We start from the raw sequence: 17,557 nt of genomic DNA, 5'->3' as shown, positions 1-17,557 counted from the left end.
TAGCTTGTGTATTCGGAGTACGTTTCCTTTGGAAACGCCGGAGTGGATGCTGCGAAGTAAATCTCCAAAGGAAAGGATCTGAGAATATGCGGCTTGAAGGGAAGACGATTGCAGTTACTGGACCGCGCAAGGCGGATGAGATGGCTCGCATGATCAGCAAATTCGGAGGGACAGCTGTCATTCGTCCAGCGCAGGGAACGGTGTTTCTCGATGACTCGCAGTTTGCGGAGCAGCTGCAGTCACTGATCGAGAACCCTGTTGATTGGCTGGTGCTGACGACCGGCGTCGGAACAGAGGCGCTGCTTGCGCAAGCCGAGAAGTTGGGTCAGCTGGAACGTTTCATCGAGACGCTGCGCGGCGTGCATATCGCGGCGCGCGGCTACAAGACCGTCAACGTATTGCGCAAGGTTGGGCTGACGCCTGAGGTGCGCGACGAGGATGGGACGACAGCGGGACTGCTGCAGCTGCTGGGCGCGTATAGTCTGGCGGGCAAACGAGTCGGGTTGCAACTGTACGGTGATCCGGCGCCGAAGCTGAACGCTGTGCTTGAGGCAAGAGGTGCGATCTGCGAGGAGATTTTGCCGTATCGTCACATTATGCCGGAGGGCGGCGCGATAGCACTGCTGATCGGCGAGATTGTTGCTGAAGAAGTAGATGCCGTTGCCTTCACCAGTACGGTTCAAGTGCGCTGCTTGATGAGCGAAGCGGCAGCTGTTGGTATGCGGGAACAAGTACTGCAAGCCTTCGAAGGCCGCGTTCTCGCTGTTGCGGTTGGCAAAGTGACCGCCGAGGCGCTTCGCGAAGAAGGTGTGACACGTGTGCTTTTCCCAGAAGAAGAGCGGATGGGCAGCATGGTCGTCACGCTCTCACGTTACTACGATGCTGCAGCTTTAGCCTCTAGAGTAACGGATGCTATTTCTAGAGAGCGGACAGTCCAAGGTCGCAGCAGTGAAGTGATTGCGAACGCTGCGTCGAAGCGTGTTATAGCCTCTGGCAAGGATACGGCATCGGGGTCTGCGCCACGCGGAAGCGGAGGGATTTTGTCTTCGGCTGTTGCACTTGTCGGGTTGTCGAAGCTTACTGATACGGCTGTATTTAGTGGGCTTACAGCAGATCAAGCAGCTGCCGTCGAAGCAGCGAACGTCTCTGGCGAATGCTCGAAGGGTACGACTGTACAACCATAAGAAAACCTCTATCGCGGCTGTTTCGATGATGAACGGCCGCGTTTATCGGTAGGTTTTATTGGCAATAAGAAGAAGCCTGCGGCACTCGACATTGCGAGTGAATCCGCAGGCTTCTTTTATTTTGCCCACTATAGAGAATTCTTGAGAGAAGCTTCGACCACCGCTGCAGCTCTGTTCGTTTCCTCGATCACTAGACACCTCTGCATCCCTGCCTTAGATGGCGGATAGCCCTTGATGGCCCGGAATACGTTGCTGAAGTAGCTAATGTCATTGTAGCCGCAGCGCTGGGCTGCGTCCGAGACGGAGAAGCCGCCGCTGGACAACATCATCTCGGCATTGTTCACTCGAATGAAATTGATGAAATGCCGGATGCTGTAGCCGGTATTCGTCTTGAACAGCTTGCCTAGATAGACAGGGTGAAGATTAACGACCTTGGACAAGGTCGACATATCCAGCTCGTCTGGGAAATGATCGATGATATATTCTTTAATTTTAATAATCCGATCATCGGGATTGGTTTCGGGTGAGCGCTGGAAGGCACTCGACAGCAAATGGTGAAGGAGGAGAATGAAGATGCCTCTGGCTGCTAACCGATGCCCCGGCTGCATGCCGCTCCAGACCCGATTGAACTCGAGAATATAGTTGAGAATTTCGTTGGTGATTTGATTTTTCGTGACCGTTTCAAACGGAAAGCGGAACTCATCATGGGGTGCTGCTAATAGAAAGTTGAACGCATACGAATGCATCGGATCGTCTTTGTAGGTGTGAGCCTCTCTGACGCTGCCCGATTGAATGAACAGCATATCCCCCGCTTCCACTGTGATTTTCTGGCCATCGACATAATAATCGGCTTTGCCTCCCACGACGAACGTCAAATCGTAGAAGTCGATTTTGTTGCGGATAATTTCCCAATCCGGGAAGCACCGGCGATCAACGAATAGGAAAACCTCGGGATAGATCGACTCGAATTGGCTGAATTCCATCGTACGAATCAACTCCAGAACACTCAGAATCACGCCCTATCTACGAAAGAGAGGAACCGGATCCTCATCATAACATGTTCAAGGTCATGCAATAAAGATGTTTAATAATTACAAACGATTCTTGTTTTCTTCTATGTCAAATGATCGGCTCGTTCTATAAAATACTAATCAACAGCAGTGATAAAAGCGGTTACAATTCCTTTGACGCGTATATATGATCTTTTTCTAGATATTTAATTATTATACGTATGAAGTTGACAGTATCCTTGTATATCTTTATTTATTCATGATTATTTGCCAATAAATGTACACGCGTACATTAAAATGGGCAGATTTAATTATCAAGTGGAAAGTGGTGGGTGTATGTCGAATGCAAGACTTGCAATGCGAAAGCCATCTCTTGTAGCGCATGTCCGCAAGGAATGGAAGCTTTACTCCTTTCTAATTATTCCGATTGCTTACTTCGTTATCTTCAAGTACCTGCCCATGCTGGGAAATGTAATCGCTTTCCGAAAATATCGCGGCGGTCCGAACATCTTCGGTACCGAGTGGGTGGGCTTGCGTTACTTCCATATGTTCTTGAAGGACCCGACCTTCTGGCGGGCGTTCAATAATACCATTTTTCTCAGCATCACGTATTTGGTCATCCGATTCCCGATTACCTTAATATTCGCCTTGCTGCTCAATGAGCTGCGAAGTATGCGAGTGAAGAAGCTCGTTCAGACCGTGTCCTATCTGCCGCACTTCATATCGATGGTTATCGTGGCGGGGATGATCAAGGAGATCGTCTCATTGACAGGACCGATCAATACGCTTCTAGGTCACCTTGGGATTGAGAAGATACAATTCATCTCGCTGCCGCAATGGTTCCCGACGATCTACATCACGTCCGGCATTTGGCAGGGTCTAGGTTGGGGCACGATTCTGTATCTCGCGGCAATGACCAGTATTAATACAGAGTTGTACGAAGCGGCTAGTATAGATGGCGCTTCTCGGTTCCGCAAAGCATGGCATGTTACAATCCCAGGCATCCTGCCTACGATCATGACGCTTCTGGTTCTTGATATCGGCGGCATCATGGGTTCGAACTTTGAGAAAGTGCTGCTTCTCTACAATCCGCTTACGTATGAGACGGCAGACGTTATTTCCACCTACGTGTACCGAATGGGTATCGGTGGCAAAGAAGGCGTCGGCGGCAACTTCAGTTTTGCTACCGCGGTTGGTTTGTTCGATGGCGTAATTGGTTTGATTCTGGTGACCTTGGCGAACTTCGTCTCTAAGAAGACAACCAAGACAGGCCTGTGGTAGAAGGGAGTATCATGCATGAAGGTTTCAGCCTCTTATCGTACATTTCAAGGGTTTAACGCGCTGGTCATGTTGTTTGTTGTCATCTTTACGCTCTACCCTTTCGTTTATTTGGTCGCGCAGTCCTTCAGTTCGGAAGCTGCGATCTACGCAGGGAAGGTCACGCTATTTCCGGTCGACTTCACCGCGAATACGTATAAGCTCCTTTTGCAGAAGCCTGAATTTTATAAGTACTACAGCAACACGATCCTATATGCCGTGCTCGGCACCGTTATTTCGGTATCTTTAACGGCGATATTGGCTTATCCCTTGTCGAAGGAGAAGCTTCGACTGAACAAGTTTTTTATCCCGTTTGTCCTGTTTACGATGTACTTCGGGGGCGGATTGATTCCGAACTACGTTCTCGTCGCTCAAATGATGCATATGCGTGACACCATCTGGGCGATCGTGATTCCCGGCGCGATTAGCGCATTCAATGTCATATTGGTGAAGACGTTCTTCGCCGGCTTGCCTAATGAAGTCGATGAAGCTGCGAGAGTAGATGGACTAGGCACATACGGCATTTTTGCAAGAATGACGCTGCCGCTCTCCAAGCCGATTCTGGCGACAATGATTCTGTTCAGCATGGTTGCGATCTGGAACGACTGGTTCAGCGCCTCGCTTTATTTGCAGTCGAAGGAACATTGGCCAGTCGCTCTCTATTTGCGGCAAATCATCGACAGTGCGATCGGCACGAATGAATTCAGTTCGTCCGACGCGGCTGCGACGCAGATTGCTGCAACGATCAAATCGACAGCCATGATCCTAACTTCACTGCCGATTATTTGTATCTACCCGTTCGTTCAGAAATATTTCGTACAGGGTATGCTGATCGGCTCCGTAAAGGGTTAACCAACAATTGGTTTCACAGAAGAGGCAGCAGCTTGCTGCAGTCATTTCTATCCATTATATTATTTTGATGGTTTGAGGAGGCGTACCATGAACAGGTTTAAGAAGGCAACAGGTATTATGCTTGCGGCATCTATGGTTTTCGGTCTCGCAGCATGCGGCAGTGACAATGACAAGGACACAAACGGGGAGTCTAGTACAACAGAGAAAACAAGTACAGAAACAGCAGGCAACACAGATGCGACGAGCAACGCAGAGGCAGTTGGCTACACATTCGGTGAAGATACAACCTTCCATTCGGATGAGCCTGTATCGTACTCCATGATGTTCAGCGACAACGAAGGTTATCCGTACAAGGCAGACTGGAGACTGTGGAGCGCGATCAAGGAGAAAACGAACGTTTCCTTCGATCTGACGGTCACGGCGAGAACCGAGTACGAGAACCAGAAGACGTTGCTCGTCAACAGCGGCGACGCACCGTTCATCATTCCGAAGACGTACGACGAGAGCCCGTTCGTAGCCGGCGGACAGATTGTTCCGATCAGCGACTGGGTGCAGTACATGCCGAACTACCAGAAAGCCGTTAAGGACTGGGGCATGGAGGAAGATCTGAAGGCGAAGCTGAAGGATGACGGCAAATACTACGTGCTTCCGGGACTGTGGGAAGTAGCGGGCGGCGGCTACTCGTACATCATTCGTAAAGACGTCTTCGAGAAGGCAGGCGTTGATGTCAAAGCAAACGAAGGCAACTGGACGTATGAAGACTTCTACGATGCAATGAAGAAGGTTAAAGATTACACGGGTGCTAAGTATGTGATGTCGGACCGCTTCAAAGGCGAGTCTACGCTCAACATCGCGGCTGTTGAGTACGGCGTAACAGGCGGCTGGGGCTTGTCCAACGGCTTGGTATTCGACCAAGACCAGAAGAAGTTCAATTTTGCCGACACGACGGAAGACTTCAAGAACTATGTGACGTATTTCAACAAGCTGTATTCCGAAGGCATTCTGGATCCAGAATCGTTCACGCAGGAAGACGATGCAGCGCTAGCTAAGTTCTACAAAGGCGATACGTACGTTATCAATGGCAACTACCAGAACCTCGCAGATATGGTAGCGAAGATGCAAGTGCCTGACGCGGATCTGTACATGATCGTTCAGCCGGGCGGCCCTAAAGGTCAGCTGCAAATCGAAGCGTCGCGCCTCGAGAATGGTGTCATGATCAGCCAGAACGCACTCAAGAAGCTGGGCGAAGAGAAGTTCATTCAGATGCTGCGTTTCGTTGACTGGCTGTGGTACTCCGACGAAGGTCACACGCTGAGCCTGTGGGGCGTTGAAGGCGAGACGTATTCCAAGGATGCAGACGGCAACATCAAGCTCAACTCGGATATTACGTTTAACGGTCTGAACCCAACGGCAGAGAAGAAACTGAACGTCGACTATGGTTTCGGCGGCGGTGTATTCGCTTACGGCGGTTCGGCTAAGCTGAAGCTGTCGAAAATGTCCGAAGGCGAGAAGGATTACAACGACCGCATTCTGACGCTGCGCCAAGCACGTAAAGTTGCTCCTCCAATCATGGGATCTGCTGACGATAGCGAAGAGATGAACCTGATCTCCAAGCCGCTGATGGACTATGTGAAGACGATGACGCTGAAGTTCATTACGGGCCAAGCGAATATCGGCACAGAGTGGGATTCTTATGTGAAACAAGCAGAAGCAAACGGCAGCACGCGTTACACGGATATGGCTAACGAAATCTTCGAGAAAACGAAGAGCAAGCTTGGCTACTAATGATTAATTCACACTTGTACAGCTCGCATGGCTTAAACCCCTCATAAATAATAGGAAAGACCCGTAAGGATCGCGCCTTTGTGACGTGATCGCTTATGGGTCTCTTTTTGTCTAGCGAACGACCTTCCAATCGATGCCGTTGCTCGATAGCAGAAGATGCTTATCGGTAAGGCCCACCAGCATGCTTCCCGCCTGATAGACCCACATGTTATCGGTATTGCGGCTTAGCTTCGTCGTCTTCCAATGCACCTTGTCGGTTGAAGTCAGCACATTCAAGCGCATAACCCCAGACGCATACCAGTACTGCGTGAAAATCATATATTGCTTGCCTACTTGGAACATCGGCGAGCGATAGTCGTTGGTAGGGAACAGGTCGGCTTGGCTCGACATCGTGAACGTAATACCGTTCGTCGACTTCAGTCGATTTCCGTAGTAATCGTAGAGGATGATCGTTCCGTTCGTAACCGGCTGCTCCTCCTGGTAATCATAGACGGGATAAGGCTTACCATTCACGTATAACGAATCATAATAGAAGTTCTTCTTGATCGCGCCCGATTGCATCGTCCATTCGGTTAGATCATTCGACGTGAAGACGATCATCTCCGCCCAATTGCCATTCTTTAGCTTGAATTGGTTGCGGGTCATCTGTTGGCTTTTGTTCTGTGGAGTGAGCTGATAGCCGCCGCCGAATGCGCTGTAGCGCGTGCCGTTCCAAGTCAGAAAGCCGATATTGAACGGGATGCTGCCTACTTCGTTCCAAGTGAACCCGTCGGTTGACGTATAGACCGGCGTACGTTCGTTAAGCACCTGCGTGCCGAGCATCACATATTTGCCGTTCAAATATTGCAGGCTGCCGATCGTGACCGGCTGGCCGTTCTTGGCCGTAAGGCTCAGCTTCGTCCACTCGTCTCCGCCATTGCTCGACGCATAGATCCGGATCACCGAATAGTATTGATCGACGTGCATCGTGGATAGATAGAACTTTCCTTTGAGATAACGCACCGCATACATGCCGGACGATGGGAGGGAGCGGGACACCCAAGTCTTCCCGTAGTCATGCGTAATATTGAGGTAGTTATTCGTCACAATAAGGATGCTGCCCTTCTCGTCCGCAGCGGTTGAGATGATATCGTCGCCTGTCGCGCGATTGAACTTGATCGGGAATACGATCTTCGAGGATAAGCTATCTGTCGTTGTGGTTGGTACTGCAGTCGTATCAGAGGAGTCTGCATAGATCGTTTGAGGCAGTAATAACAATATACATACGATAAGTAAGAAGTTATGCAATGTTTTCTTCATAATTCGGACGTGGCAACTCCTTTGTTCCCAATTTTATTCAATAAATCCAACACTAACGTAACATATACTTGCAAAATCAAACAATATAATATTTCCACAATTTGAAAATAGGAGGCGGATAATCGCCCCTTGACTTCCCGTTCCCCCTCAGCTAGAATGGTCAGCAGAAACAACTAACTAACGTTCGTTAGGTAAATTCGAAACGAGGTTCGATCCCATGAACGATACCGCATATCGCATTCAACAAACAGCGCTCAAGCTGTTCACGGAATATGGATTTGAAGGCACGTCGCTGTCCGACATTGCCAAGGAGGTCGGCATTAAGACGCCGTCCATCTATGCGCACTATGCATCGAAGGAGCAGCTATTCCTTCGTCTCGTCGAGGACGTCATTGTCGAGGAGCGGGAGAAGTGGATCGCGCAGATGGACGGCGAGCGGGTCGAGCAGTTATCCGCGAAGGAACGGCTGCGGCTGCTGTTTGATTTCTACACCGATTTCAAAGGCATGTCGATCGGGCAGGCGTTTCTGAAACGAGTGATGCTTGCTCCGCCGCGTGGATTGGATGAGCGGCTGCGTCAGCATATTCTGCAGTACGAAGAGAAGATTACGGATGATCTTCATGCGCTGCTGCGCGCTGCGTCCGAAGAGGCAGGTACGCCGCCAGTGAATTTGAATCGGCAGGTCGCGGTCATTTACGCATTGATTGACGGCCTGCTTGTGGAGTTTCAGCTCTACGACGCGAAGACGCACCGAGAACGGGTCGAGGCCGTATGGGAGTGGCTGTGGAACGGCATCATGAGAGGAGATTAAGGCAATGGCATGGATCTATCTAATTGCAGGCGGTTTTCTGGAGATCGCGTGGGCGTTCGGTCTGCAGGAGTCGCATGGCTTCACTCGGCTTGTGCCGAGTATATTAACGGTTGTGGCGCTTATTTCGAGCTTCGCCTTGTTCGCAAGGGCGATGCGTGTCATTGAGATCGGTACGGCGTACGCGATCTTTACGGGTATTGGTACGGCAGGCACGGCGCTTGTCGGCATTTTATTTCTTGACGAGCCGGCGGAGGTCGGCAAACTAATTTTCATTACGATATTGATCAGCGGCATTATCGGCCTCAAGGTCATCTCGGGCGAGAAGAAGCCGGCGGAGCAACAGCAGACTGGCGATGGCACGGTCGCAGGCAAGGATCATCATAGCAATGGCGCGGCTGTAGCGTCTGAGCGGCAGGAGGTGCAGTAAACATGGCTTGGTTGTTTCTATTGTTATCCGGACTTGGCGAGGTAAGCGGGGTAACGTTCACGAAGCTGTCCGACGGCTTCCGTAAGTGGAAGGGCACAGTCGGCGCGATTATATCCGGTATTGTCAGCTTCTATTGCCTGTCGCAGGCGCTGCGGGACATTCCGATCAGCACCGCATACGGCATCTGGACAGGGATTGGTTCCGCGGGCAGCGTACTGCTTGGCATGTTCGTGTTTGGTGAATCGAAGGACTGGCGCAAGCTGTTGTTCATCGGCATGATTATCGTTGGCGTAATCGGTTTGAAAATAAGCGGAGCTTCACATTAAGCACAGAGCAATCGGCAATCATTCAGCACTTATGCCTGTTAGTAAAGCGATACCCTTCTATTGAGACAAAACAAGCTCCTCCTGCGTGCCCGACGGCATCGCAGGAGGAGCTTGTTTTGTGCAGCGTACCGATAAAAAGGAGCGATCGCCAGATGGCGACCGCTCAAAGTAGGCGGATGGGGCTTATCGGATCAGATGCCAAACTATCGGCAGGCAGGTCGGTGTCAAACAATGCTGCTTTACGTCTTGGATTGAAACGACTCCGCGAGTCCTCGTGCTCGTTCTTCATCCTGCTTGCGAACTTGCAGGGTGCGAACCTTGTTATCACCGGTAAGCCTGGATTTGATGCCCTGTGACTTCAAGTACGCATACAAGCGGTCAACGAGGTCAATGCGTGTGTCGCTTTCGGTCTGAATGATCGTCCAGCTTGAGCGCGAGGTTGAAATGAGGACGATAACGACAGCCAGAACGATTACAACTAGCGCACTCCACAGCCATACCATGGGAAAGCACCACCTTCGGACAATAGTAGGATGACGTTCTGATTTCATTCTATTCGGTCATCTGGGCTCACATGACATGTAAATGGCGCACAGTTTCCTTTTGTAAACTTGAAAGGCCGTAATGGGTTCGAGTATATTCATGGAAGGAATTCGTTCATGAACAGTTGGCGGAGAGGGAGGCAGGCGGAGATGATTCAGATTGGACTGGCGGGCTGGGGCGATCACGATAAGCTGTATGCGGCGCCCGGCGCAGCGAAGAACAAGCTGGCCGTCTACAGCAGCTTGTTTCCGGTTGTTGAGGTCGATAGCTCGTTCTATGCGGTGCAGCCGGAACGGAATATGGCGAAGTGGACGAGCGACACACCATCTGACTTCGGATTCGTCGTCAAAGCCTACCAAGGCATGACTGGCCACACGCGAGGACGTATCCCTTTTCCAAGCGAAGGCGTGATGTTTAAGGCGTTCCGCGATTCCCTGCTGCCGATGATCGAGGCCGGCAAGCTGGCGGCGGCGCTGTTTCAGTATCCGCCGTGGTTCGATTGTACACGAGACAATGTTAGAATGGTCCGCGAGGCGAGAGCGCGAATGGCGGGAATACCATGCATGCTCGAATTCCGGCACCGGAGCTGGTTCGAACCTGACATGCAGGAGCGAACGCTTGATTATATGAAGCAAGATGAATGGATTCACAGCATATGTGATGAGCCGCAGATCGGAGTTGGTTGTGTGCCGATTGTTGAGGCGGCGACCGATGAGAAGCTGACGCTCGTCCGCTTCCACGGCAGACATGCGGAGGGCTGGTTATCCGGCAGTGCGCCGAATTGGCGCGACGTCCGTTATCTGTACCGCTACAGCGAAGGAGAGCTTGCGGAATGGGCCGAGCGGCTGCGCCGACTGGAGCAGCTGTCGGAGCGGGTTATTGTTATTTTTAACAACAACTCGGGTGGGGATGCTGCCGATAACGCACGTCAGCTGATGGCGATGCTCGGACAACCCGTACCGCCGCTGCCGAAGCCGGAGGAGCCCGATGCGGAGCAGCTTAGTTTGTTCTAACTAATTGAATAAGATAGGAGATGCAACACGATGAGTATTCCAAAGCATATTGCAGATACGGTAACACTGAACAATGGCGTTCGTATGCCATGGCTTGGCCTTGGCGTCTGGCAGGCAGAGGATGGTGAGCAGGTCGTGAACGCGATTCGCTCAGCCGTAGAGATCGGCTACCGGAGCATCGACACCGCTTCCTTCTACCATAATGAAGAGGGCGTTGGCCGTGCGATTCGCGAGTGCGGCGTGAACCGGGACGAGCTGTTCATTACGACGAAAGTGTGGAATGAAGATCAAGGCTATGATGCGACGCTGAAGGCGTTCGAGGTGAGCCGTCGCAAGCTTGGGCTGGATGTCATTGACCTGTATCTCGTTCACTGGCCAGTGACGGGCAAGTACGTCGATACATACCGCGCGCTGGAGAAGTTGTACCGTGACGGCAGCGTTCGTGCGATAGGCGTCAGCAACTTCCTGGAGCCGCAGCTGAAGGAGCTGCTTGCGAACTGTGAAGTGATACCGGCGGTAAATCAAATTGAGTTCCACCCGCTGCTGACGCAGCCCTCGCTGCAATCGCTGTGCCGCGAGCGGGGTATTCAGCTTGAAGCGTGGAGCCCGCTTATGCAAGGCAATCTGGATCAGCCATTGCTGACTGAGCTGGCAGCGAAGTATGGCAAGTCGCCGGCGCAAATCGTTCTCCGCTGGGATCTGCAGCGCGGCGTTATTACGATTCCGAAGTCGGTTACGCCTTCGCGTATTGCCGAGAACGCGGATTTGTTTGATTTTGAACTGTCGGAAGCGGATGCAGCTGCGATTGATGCATTGAACGAGGGACGCCGGTTCGGTCCAGACCCGCTCACGTTCGTGTAGCATTTGGCATGAGGAAAATCCGCATATAACCGCTATTCGGGAAGCACCATATAGGTTGCCGCCGGCTTGACAGGGTTAACTGTAACTGATATGATTACAGTATGAAACGGGGTGGCAACCAGTAAATGAACAGCGAATTTACGATAGCCGTACACAGTCTGGTTTACTTGGCCTATTTGCCTGATGGCATGGCCTCGAGCGAGATGCTGGCTGACAATGTCAATACGAATTCCGCCCGTATCCGCAAAGTAATGAGCACGCTGCGCAAGTCCGGCTACGTTGCAACGCGCGAAGGCGCGGGCGGCGGATATCGGCTTACAGCAGAGCCTGACAAAGTGACGCTTGGCGATATTTATCGCGCCATGGCCCAAGGGTCGCTCATGCCAAGCTGGTGCTCGGGCAACCCAGACATGGATTGCGTTGTTGGCTCGAACATGAATGAAGTCATGTTCGGCATTTTTTGCACAGCGGAGAAGCATCTTGAAGCTCACTTCAATGCCATTACGATTCGTGATGTGCTTGGACAGATTCGGGAATGCAGCGACTGCGAGTGAAGTCAGGCATAGCTGGCGGCTGAAGGATTTAGCGGTATGACGGGTAACCCCCATTCCATACAAGATAATTAGGAGAGGAATGATACAATATGGCAATCGCATTGACGAAAGAAAACTTCACACAAAGCATCGAAAGCGGCGTGTCCCTCGTAGATTTCTGGGCGCCATGGTGCGGCCCTTGCAAAATGCAGCTTCCTATCGTTGAGGAGCTCGCAACGGAGCTTGAAGGTCAAGCTACGATCGCGAAAATCAACGTTGACGAGCAGCCTGAACTGGCTTCCCAGTTCGGTGTAATGAGCATCCCGACGCTGATCCTGTTCAAGGACGGCCAACCAATCGACAAGCTCGTTGGTCTGCAATCCAAGGATTCGCTCAAAACGAGAATTACGAACAACCTGTAAGGTTGACGTAATCCGTGAATAGCAACGGCAAGAGCCTTCATTCTGCTCGCAAGAGCAGGGTGAGGGCTTTTTTGTGTGCAAACATGTATTCAAAAAATAGTGGATTTCTCAAAAATTCCGTAATTTCCAGCAACTAAATACATCCCGCCAGCGTTGTATTATTCAGATTGGAACGAAAAGCGATCATTTCCATCAGGACCGATAACACGGGAGGGGTATTACGAAATGTCCACCAAGTCCAATAAGAACAGGAAGCGGAAGCTGAACTCGCGCAAGCTGGTTGCATTGGCGACGGCAACAGCGCTTACGCTGTCACTGCCTACAGGCGCATTCGCAGCATCGAATGAAGCCGTTGCGGTATCTGCAACGGCCGACAGCGCACAATCAACTACAGCCTCATCATCGGCAGAAGGCCTGCCAACGACAGAAGCGAATGTCCAGCTTGATGCAGCCATTACGAAAACAAAGGCGATTGCACTCGCTCAACAATATGTCAGCATCCCGGAAACGTATAAGCTGCAAAGCGCCAGCCTTTCTTCCTCATTCCGTTCCAGCGGGCAGTACAGCGTATGGAGCTTAAGCTATACGTATCAAGTGAAGGAGCGTACGCTCGGCAATATCAATGTGACGATTGACGCTGGCAACGGCGAATTGATCGGTTATAACAGCTACACGGACGATACGAATGTGAAGCCTGTATATCCGGCAAAGGTGGATCGTGATCAAGCGACTGAGGTCGCGCAGTCGTTCATCGCGAAGGTGGCTGCGGCCTACAAGGATCAAGTGGAGTTGGATGCTTATGTTGGCGTAGGCGATAAGCCCCCGCTGACAGGTAAGGTCGTTCATTCCATTCGATTCAACCGGATCGTGAACGGCATTCCATTCGTGGAGAACTACATCGATCTGCAGATTGATGGCGAAGGTCATGTGCTGAGCTACAACCGCTATTGGGATAACTCCATCACATTCGATAAAGCGGCTGCTGCGGTTACGAGTGACGAGGCGGTTGCCAAGCTGCAAGCAGCAGCGAGTCCTACATTAGCGTACATCATTCCTTATCAAATGAAGCCGCGTAAGCCGCTGCTTGTCTACGGTATGGCACCAGTCGCGATATCAGCGATTACAGGCGAAGTTGTTGGCGGAGAAAGCACAACAGCAAAGGAAACGCAGATCAGTGCGAAGCCGCTCGGTACGAAGCCTTCCTCGGATGCTGCACTGACGAAGGAGCAGGCAGCAGCTAAGGTCGATGCCGCCTTCGGCCTGCCGAAGGATGCGAAGCTTACGAGCTCCGAGTACGGCGAGTATGCGGATGATGCGACAGGCAAGAACAGATCGTATTGGCAGCTGTCCTACTCGGTAGAGAGTGCGGATAAGAATAACGGCGGTACATCGATCTATGCGCAGGTAGATGCGCAAACGGGCGAGGTCCGCAGCTATTCGGCCTATAACTCGGCTAACACGGGAACGGGTGCTACGTATGCCGCTGCGCGTACGAAGGCGATTGAAGTGCTAGGCAAACAGCTCGGCTGGCTCGCCGATCAGTACTACTTGATGGAATATGATACATCTGTTTATGAGAATAAGAGGCCGGAACAAATAGGTAATTACTACTTCAATGCGGTTCGCAAAGTAAATGGCGTTTCTGTCGACAGCGAATCCGTGCAAGTGTCGATCAGCGCCTATGACGGCTCTGTCGAGAGCTACTGGTCCAACACATCCGGCTTTGAGTTCCCGGCGATCGCACCAAAGGTCATTGGTGATGATAAAGCTGCCGATGCTTGGATGGACTACTACCGCGTACAGCTGACGTATCAGTCGGAGTACAATTACTACTGGGATGGACAGCCGATTCCAGTTGAGAAGTATAAGCTCATGGTGGCAGCTGGCGAAATCCAGCCGAATGAAGTGAAATCGCAAGGCGAAGCGAAGCTTGTTTATCAGCTCGTGCCACGTTATAACCTTGATCAGAACGTGACGCTTGATGCGCTTACGGGACAATGGATCAATGCGGATGATGGCACAGTGACGACGTTGGAGCGGCAGACAGCTACGGACATTGAAGGCCACTGGGCGCAACGTGAGCTGGAGCTGATGGTTACGTACAAGGCACTCGATCTGCAGGATGGCAAAGTGAATCCGAATGCGGTCATCACGCGCGGCGAGATGATTAAGATGCTCGTATTGGCGATGAATCAAGGCACGCCGATATATTATGCTTCTGATGCTAAAGCAGAAGCAACTGCATCGTTTAACGATGTAGCGGCGGATTCGGGCTACTTCGCGTATGTCGAGACGGCACTGCAGCAGCAGTTGATCGATGTCGGCGACGGTACATTTAATCCGGAGGGCAAGGTCGATCGCGAGGAAATGGCGGAGCTTATCGTGCGTGCGCTGGGCTACAACCCGCTTGCCGAGCATGACAATTTGTTCAACGTGACGTTCTCAGATGCGGATAAGGTCGAGCAGAAAGGGCAGGCGGCAATCGCCGTTGGGCTTGGCATTATGACGCTGCAGAACGGCAAGTTCTTGCCAGAACGCGAAGTGACGCGTGCAGAAGCGGCGACGGCATTCTTCCGTTTCTTGCAGGTGAAGGCTGATCTGAAAGAAGCGCCGCTGCGCGATAAATAAGCGCAGGCTGAAGTGCAGTAATAGCAATCCCCGCCGGCGGCATCATGCCTCGGCGGGGATTTTGCGTGCAATATAAGACTTTATAAGGTGAAGTCTTATATTTTACTGGTTGAAACTTACCGCCCGATCTAATTAGTGGCAGCCGTTTCATCCTGGCTGAAACTTACCGCCTCATCTCAATTAGTGGCAGCCGTATCATCCTGCTTAATCCGATTTTTTCTTTTTACCCGAGAAATTTGTGACGGATTTCGCATCCTCGATCGTATCGTTAACGAATGCCATGTCTTGATTTTTCGCCTTCATATTCGTTGTTCCTTTGTAATTGCCTTTATGCGATTGGTTCTCCATTGGTTTATCGCACCTCCCTTGCGGGTAGTATCCCCTGTATACCCTGGGACATTCTAAGAACGATGACGATGGAGAGGAGCACGAACGAATGAGAAGAGCAAATAGAGCAGGCAGACGGTTCATGATGCTGGGCACAGCCGTCATCACGCTGCTGATGACGATAGCTTGTTCATCGGGCAAGACGGAGGAAACAACGGTGTCGGGGGATGCTTCGAAGCTGAAGCAGCAGTTGGAGCAATCTGCCGAAGCGGCAGCGAAGTCGAAGACGTGGTCGATTGAGATGAAGCTTGGTCAGAAGCTGGGCGAAGAAACAATGGACATGACGACATCTGGTCCCGTCGTGCGTGAGCCGCTTCAGATGAAGCAGTCCATTGAATCCGAGTATGAGGGCGAGAAGTCGAAGATGGAGACGATTTTGACGTCGGATGGCTACTACATGCATGACTTAACATCGGGAGATTGGACGCGAATGACTGCCTCCGTGATCCCGCAGGTGAAGGAGACCTTGTCGGATTATCAGGTAAATCCTTCGGAACCGATCAAACAGTTGGAGCAGTCTTCGGATAAGCTGAAGAGCAGCACGAATTCGGCAGGACAGCTTCAGTACGACTATTCAGGGGACGGGACGGATGCAGGGGCCAAAGCAATCATAGACGATGTGCTGCGCGGGACGTTCGGCGGCGGAACGATGACGGAAGAGGTTGCCGATACGATTAAGGTAAACAGCTTCACCTATCAGTTGGTGACGGATGCCACCTCAAAGCTGCCGATGAGTGTGAGCATGGCCATGGTATTGTCCATTGAATTCGAAAAAGGGGAGCCGGTGACGCTTAATCAAACGCTTGATATCAAGTACAGTGACTGGGAAGGCGGCCAAACCGTCACGGTGCCGGAGGAGGCTAAGAAGGCGGAAGAAGTCACGCCTCCGACGCAGGATCTCATTGATGAGCTGGAACGTTTGCAGGACGAAATGGGGCAGGAGGCCCCGGCGTCATCCTAATCGTCAGCGAGTCTCAGGTGCTAGAAGCTTTCCATGTGAGGCAGGCTGCGGTATAATGTCCAATATTGATAAGAGATTAGGAGTTGTTGTGCGTCATGGCGCTTTCATGTGGAATAGTCGGACTGCCGAATGTCGGCAAGTCGACGCTGTTTAACGCAATTACGCAGGCCGGAGCGGAATCGGCCAACTATCCGTTTTGTACGATCGACCCGAACGTGGGCGTCGTTGAGGTACCGGATGAGCGTCTCGTCAAGCTGACGGAGCTCGTCGTACCGAACCGTACGGTACCTACAGCATTTGAATTCGTTGATATTGCCGGCCTCGTAGCAGGTGCGAGCAAGGGCGAAGGACTCGGTAACAAGTTCCTTGCGAACATTCGTGAAGTAGATGCGATCGTACACGTTGTTCGCTGCTTCGTGGACGAGAACATTACACACGTTGCTGGTAAAGTCGATCCGCTTGGTGACATCCAGACGATTAACCTCGAGCTGATCCTGGCAGACATCGATTCCGTTGACCGTCGTATTGACCGCTCCCGCAAGAACATGAAGGGCGGCAACAAGCAGTATGCGCAGGAAGTTGAAGTGCTGGAGCGACTGAAGGAAGCACTGTACAACGACCAGCCAGCGCGCAGCGTCGAGCTGAGCGATGACGAGCGTTTGCTTATTCGCGACCTTCATCTGCTGACGATGAAGCCGGTGCTGTATGCGGCTAACGTGAACGAGACGGAAGCGGCGAATTCGGATGATAATCCATACGTGAAGATCGTACGTGAATTCGCAGCGGAGGAAGGCGCAGTTGTTGTGCCGATCAGCGCAAAGGTGGAATCCGAGATTGCCGAGCTCGAAGGCGAAGACAAGGCAATGTTCCTCGAGGAGCTTGGTCTTACGCAATCCGGCTTGGATCGTCTGATCAACGCGGCGTACAAGCTGCTCGGCTTGTACACGTACTTCACAGCTGGCGTACAAGAAGTGCGCGCATGGACGATTCGCAAAGGGATGAAAGCGCCGCAAGCGGCAGGCGTCATCCACACTGACTTCGAGCGCGGCTTCATCCGTGCGGAGGTTGTTTCCTACGACGATCTGGTGGCCGCAGGCTCCATGAACGCAGCGAAGGAGAAAGGCCAGCTTCGCCTCGAAGGCAAAGAATATGTGGTGCAAGACGGAGACGTTATGCACTTCCGTTTCAACGTTTAATC

The 17,557-nt window shown here is 51.8% G+C and carries 18 protein-coding genes; 14 read left to right on the top strand and 4 right to left on the bottom strand.

Going from position 1 to position 17,557, the window contains the following annotated elements:
- The first annotated feature begins 86 nt into the window (after positions 1-86).
- Positions 87-1,184 (top strand): uroporphyrinogen-III synthase, encoded by a 1,098-nt coding sequence (locus tag DFQ01_RS00885; RefSeq protein WP_110041994.1) that lies wholly within the window; start codon positions 87-89, stop codon positions 1,182-1,184.
- 128 nt (positions 1,185-1,312) lie between these two features.
- On the opposite strand, the gene DFQ01_RS00880 is transcribed toward DFQ01_RS00885, so the two are convergent.
- A complete protein-coding gene (locus DFQ01_RS00880; RefSeq protein ID WP_110041993.1) occupies positions 1,313-2,167 on the bottom strand; it encodes a helix-turn-helix domain-containing protein in 855 nt (284 codons plus the stop codon).
- Between the two features lie 363 nt (positions 2,168-2,530).
- Here DFQ01_RS00880 and DFQ01_RS00875 point away from each other — a divergent pair, with 363 nt between their 5' ends.
- The 3 genes from DFQ01_RS00875 (at position 2,531) to DFQ01_RS00865 (ending at position 6,148) form a co-directional block, all read left to right on the top strand.
- Entirely contained in the window at positions 2,531-3,475 is a 945-nt protein-coding gene (locus tag DFQ01_RS00875; RefSeq protein WP_110041992.1) for an ABC transporter permease, read from the top strand.
- Positions 3,476-3,490: 15 nt separating this feature from the next.
- Entirely contained in the window at positions 3,491-4,363 is an 873-nt protein-coding gene (locus DFQ01_RS00870) for a carbohydrate ABC transporter permease (RefSeq protein WP_110041991.1), read from the top strand.
- Positions 4,364-4,450: 87 nt separating this feature from the next.
- A complete protein-coding gene (locus DFQ01_RS00865; protein WP_110041990.1) occupies positions 4,451-6,148 on the top strand; it encodes an ABC transporter substrate-binding protein in 1,698 nt (565 codons plus the stop codon).
- 111 nt (positions 6,149-6,259) lie between these two features.
- Here the strand turns inward: DFQ01_RS00865 and DFQ01_RS00860 are convergent, their stop codons facing one another.
- Entirely contained in the window at positions 6,260-7,447 is a 1,188-nt protein-coding gene (locus DFQ01_RS00860; protein WP_110041989.1) for a glycoside hydrolase family protein, read from the bottom strand.
- A gap of 217 nt (positions 7,448-7,664) precedes the next feature.
- Here DFQ01_RS00860 and DFQ01_RS00855 point away from each other — a divergent pair, with 217 nt between their 5' ends.
- From DFQ01_RS00855 to DFQ01_RS00845, 3 genes are read left to right on the top strand one after another with little or no spacing between them, the layout of a single operon-like run.
- Positions 7,665-8,258, top strand: a complete 594-nt coding sequence (locus DFQ01_RS00855; RefSeq protein WP_110041988.1) for a TetR/AcrR family transcriptional regulator — start codon at positions 7,665-7,667, stop codon at positions 8,256-8,258.
- Between the two features lie 4 nt (positions 8,259-8,262).
- Positions 8,263-8,685: a DMT family transporter gene (locus DFQ01_RS00850; protein WP_110041987.1), complete on the top strand. Its 423-nt coding sequence runs from the start codon at positions 8,263-8,265 to the stop codon at positions 8,683-8,685.
- Between the two features lie 2 nt (positions 8,686-8,687).
- Complete coding sequence (locus DFQ01_RS00845) at positions 8,688-9,011, top strand: DMT family transporter (protein WP_110041986.1); 324 nt, start codon at positions 8,688-8,690, stop codon at positions 9,009-9,011.
- 239 nt (positions 9,012-9,250) lie between these two features.
- Here DFQ01_RS00845 and DFQ01_RS00840 read toward each other — a convergent pair whose 3' ends face one another.
- On the bottom strand, positions 9,251-9,514 hold the full coding sequence (locus tag DFQ01_RS00840) for a hypothetical protein (protein WP_110041985.1): 264 nt from the start codon (positions 9,512-9,514) through the stop codon (positions 9,251-9,253).
- A gap of 189 nt (positions 9,515-9,703) precedes the next feature.
- Between DFQ01_RS00840 and DFQ01_RS00835 the strand changes: the two genes are divergently transcribed.
- The 5 genes from DFQ01_RS00835 (at position 9,704) to DFQ01_RS00815 (ending at position 15,011) form a co-directional block, all read left to right on the top strand.
- The gene (locus DFQ01_RS00835; protein WP_110041984.1) at positions 9,704-10,567 is read left to right on the top strand and encodes a DUF72 domain-containing protein; all 864 of its coding nucleotides are present in this window, start codon (positions 9,704-9,706) and stop codon (positions 10,565-10,567) included.
- Between the two features lie 30 nt (positions 10,568-10,597).
- Positions 10,598-11,428: an aldo/keto reductase gene (locus DFQ01_RS00830; RefSeq protein ID WP_110041983.1), complete on the top strand. Its 831-nt coding sequence runs from the start codon at positions 10,598-10,600 to the stop codon at positions 11,426-11,428.
- 125 nt (positions 11,429-11,553) lie between these two features.
- Entirely contained in the window at positions 11,554-11,982 is a 429-nt protein-coding gene (locus tag DFQ01_RS00825; RefSeq protein ID WP_110041982.1) for an RrF2 family transcriptional regulator, read from the top strand.
- A gap of 89 nt (positions 11,983-12,071) precedes the next feature.
- Positions 12,072-12,383 (top strand): thioredoxin, encoded by a 312-nt coding sequence (gene trxA / locus DFQ01_RS00820; protein ID WP_110041981.1) that lies wholly within the window; start codon positions 12,072-12,074, stop codon positions 12,381-12,383.
- A gap of 225 nt (positions 12,384-12,608) precedes the next feature.
- Complete coding sequence (locus DFQ01_RS00815) at positions 12,609-15,011, top strand: S-layer homology domain-containing protein (protein WP_110041980.1); 2,403 nt, start codon at positions 12,609-12,611, stop codon at positions 15,009-15,011.
- Between the two features lie 204 nt (positions 15,012-15,215).
- Here the strand turns inward: DFQ01_RS00815 and DFQ01_RS30940 are convergent, their stop codons facing one another.
- Entirely contained in the window at positions 15,216-15,359 is a 144-nt protein-coding gene (locus DFQ01_RS30940; protein ID WP_174812874.1) for a hypothetical protein, read from the bottom strand.
- Between the two features lie 88 nt (positions 15,360-15,447).
- Here DFQ01_RS30940 and DFQ01_RS00810 point away from each other — a divergent pair, with 88 nt between their 5' ends.
- Positions 15,448-16,359, top strand: a complete 912-nt coding sequence (locus tag DFQ01_RS00810; protein ID WP_146216819.1) for a DUF6612 family protein — start codon at positions 15,448-15,450, stop codon at positions 16,357-16,359.
- 95 nt (positions 16,360-16,454) lie between these two features.
- Entirely contained in the window at positions 16,455-17,555 is a 1,101-nt protein-coding gene (gene ychF / locus DFQ01_RS00805) for a redox-regulated ATPase YchF (RefSeq protein ID WP_110041978.1), read from the top strand.
- The last annotated feature ends 2 nt before the right edge of the window (positions 17,556-17,557 follow it).

Source organism: Paenibacillus cellulosilyticus, from assembly GCF_003182255.1.
GTDB classification, from domain to species: domain Bacteria; phylum Bacillota; class Bacilli; order Paenibacillales; family Paenibacillaceae; genus Paenibacillus_T; species Paenibacillus_T cellulosilyticus.
The sequence above is the reverse complement of the archived record's forward strand: the minus strand, read 5'-3'. Positions and strand labels throughout refer to the sequence as shown.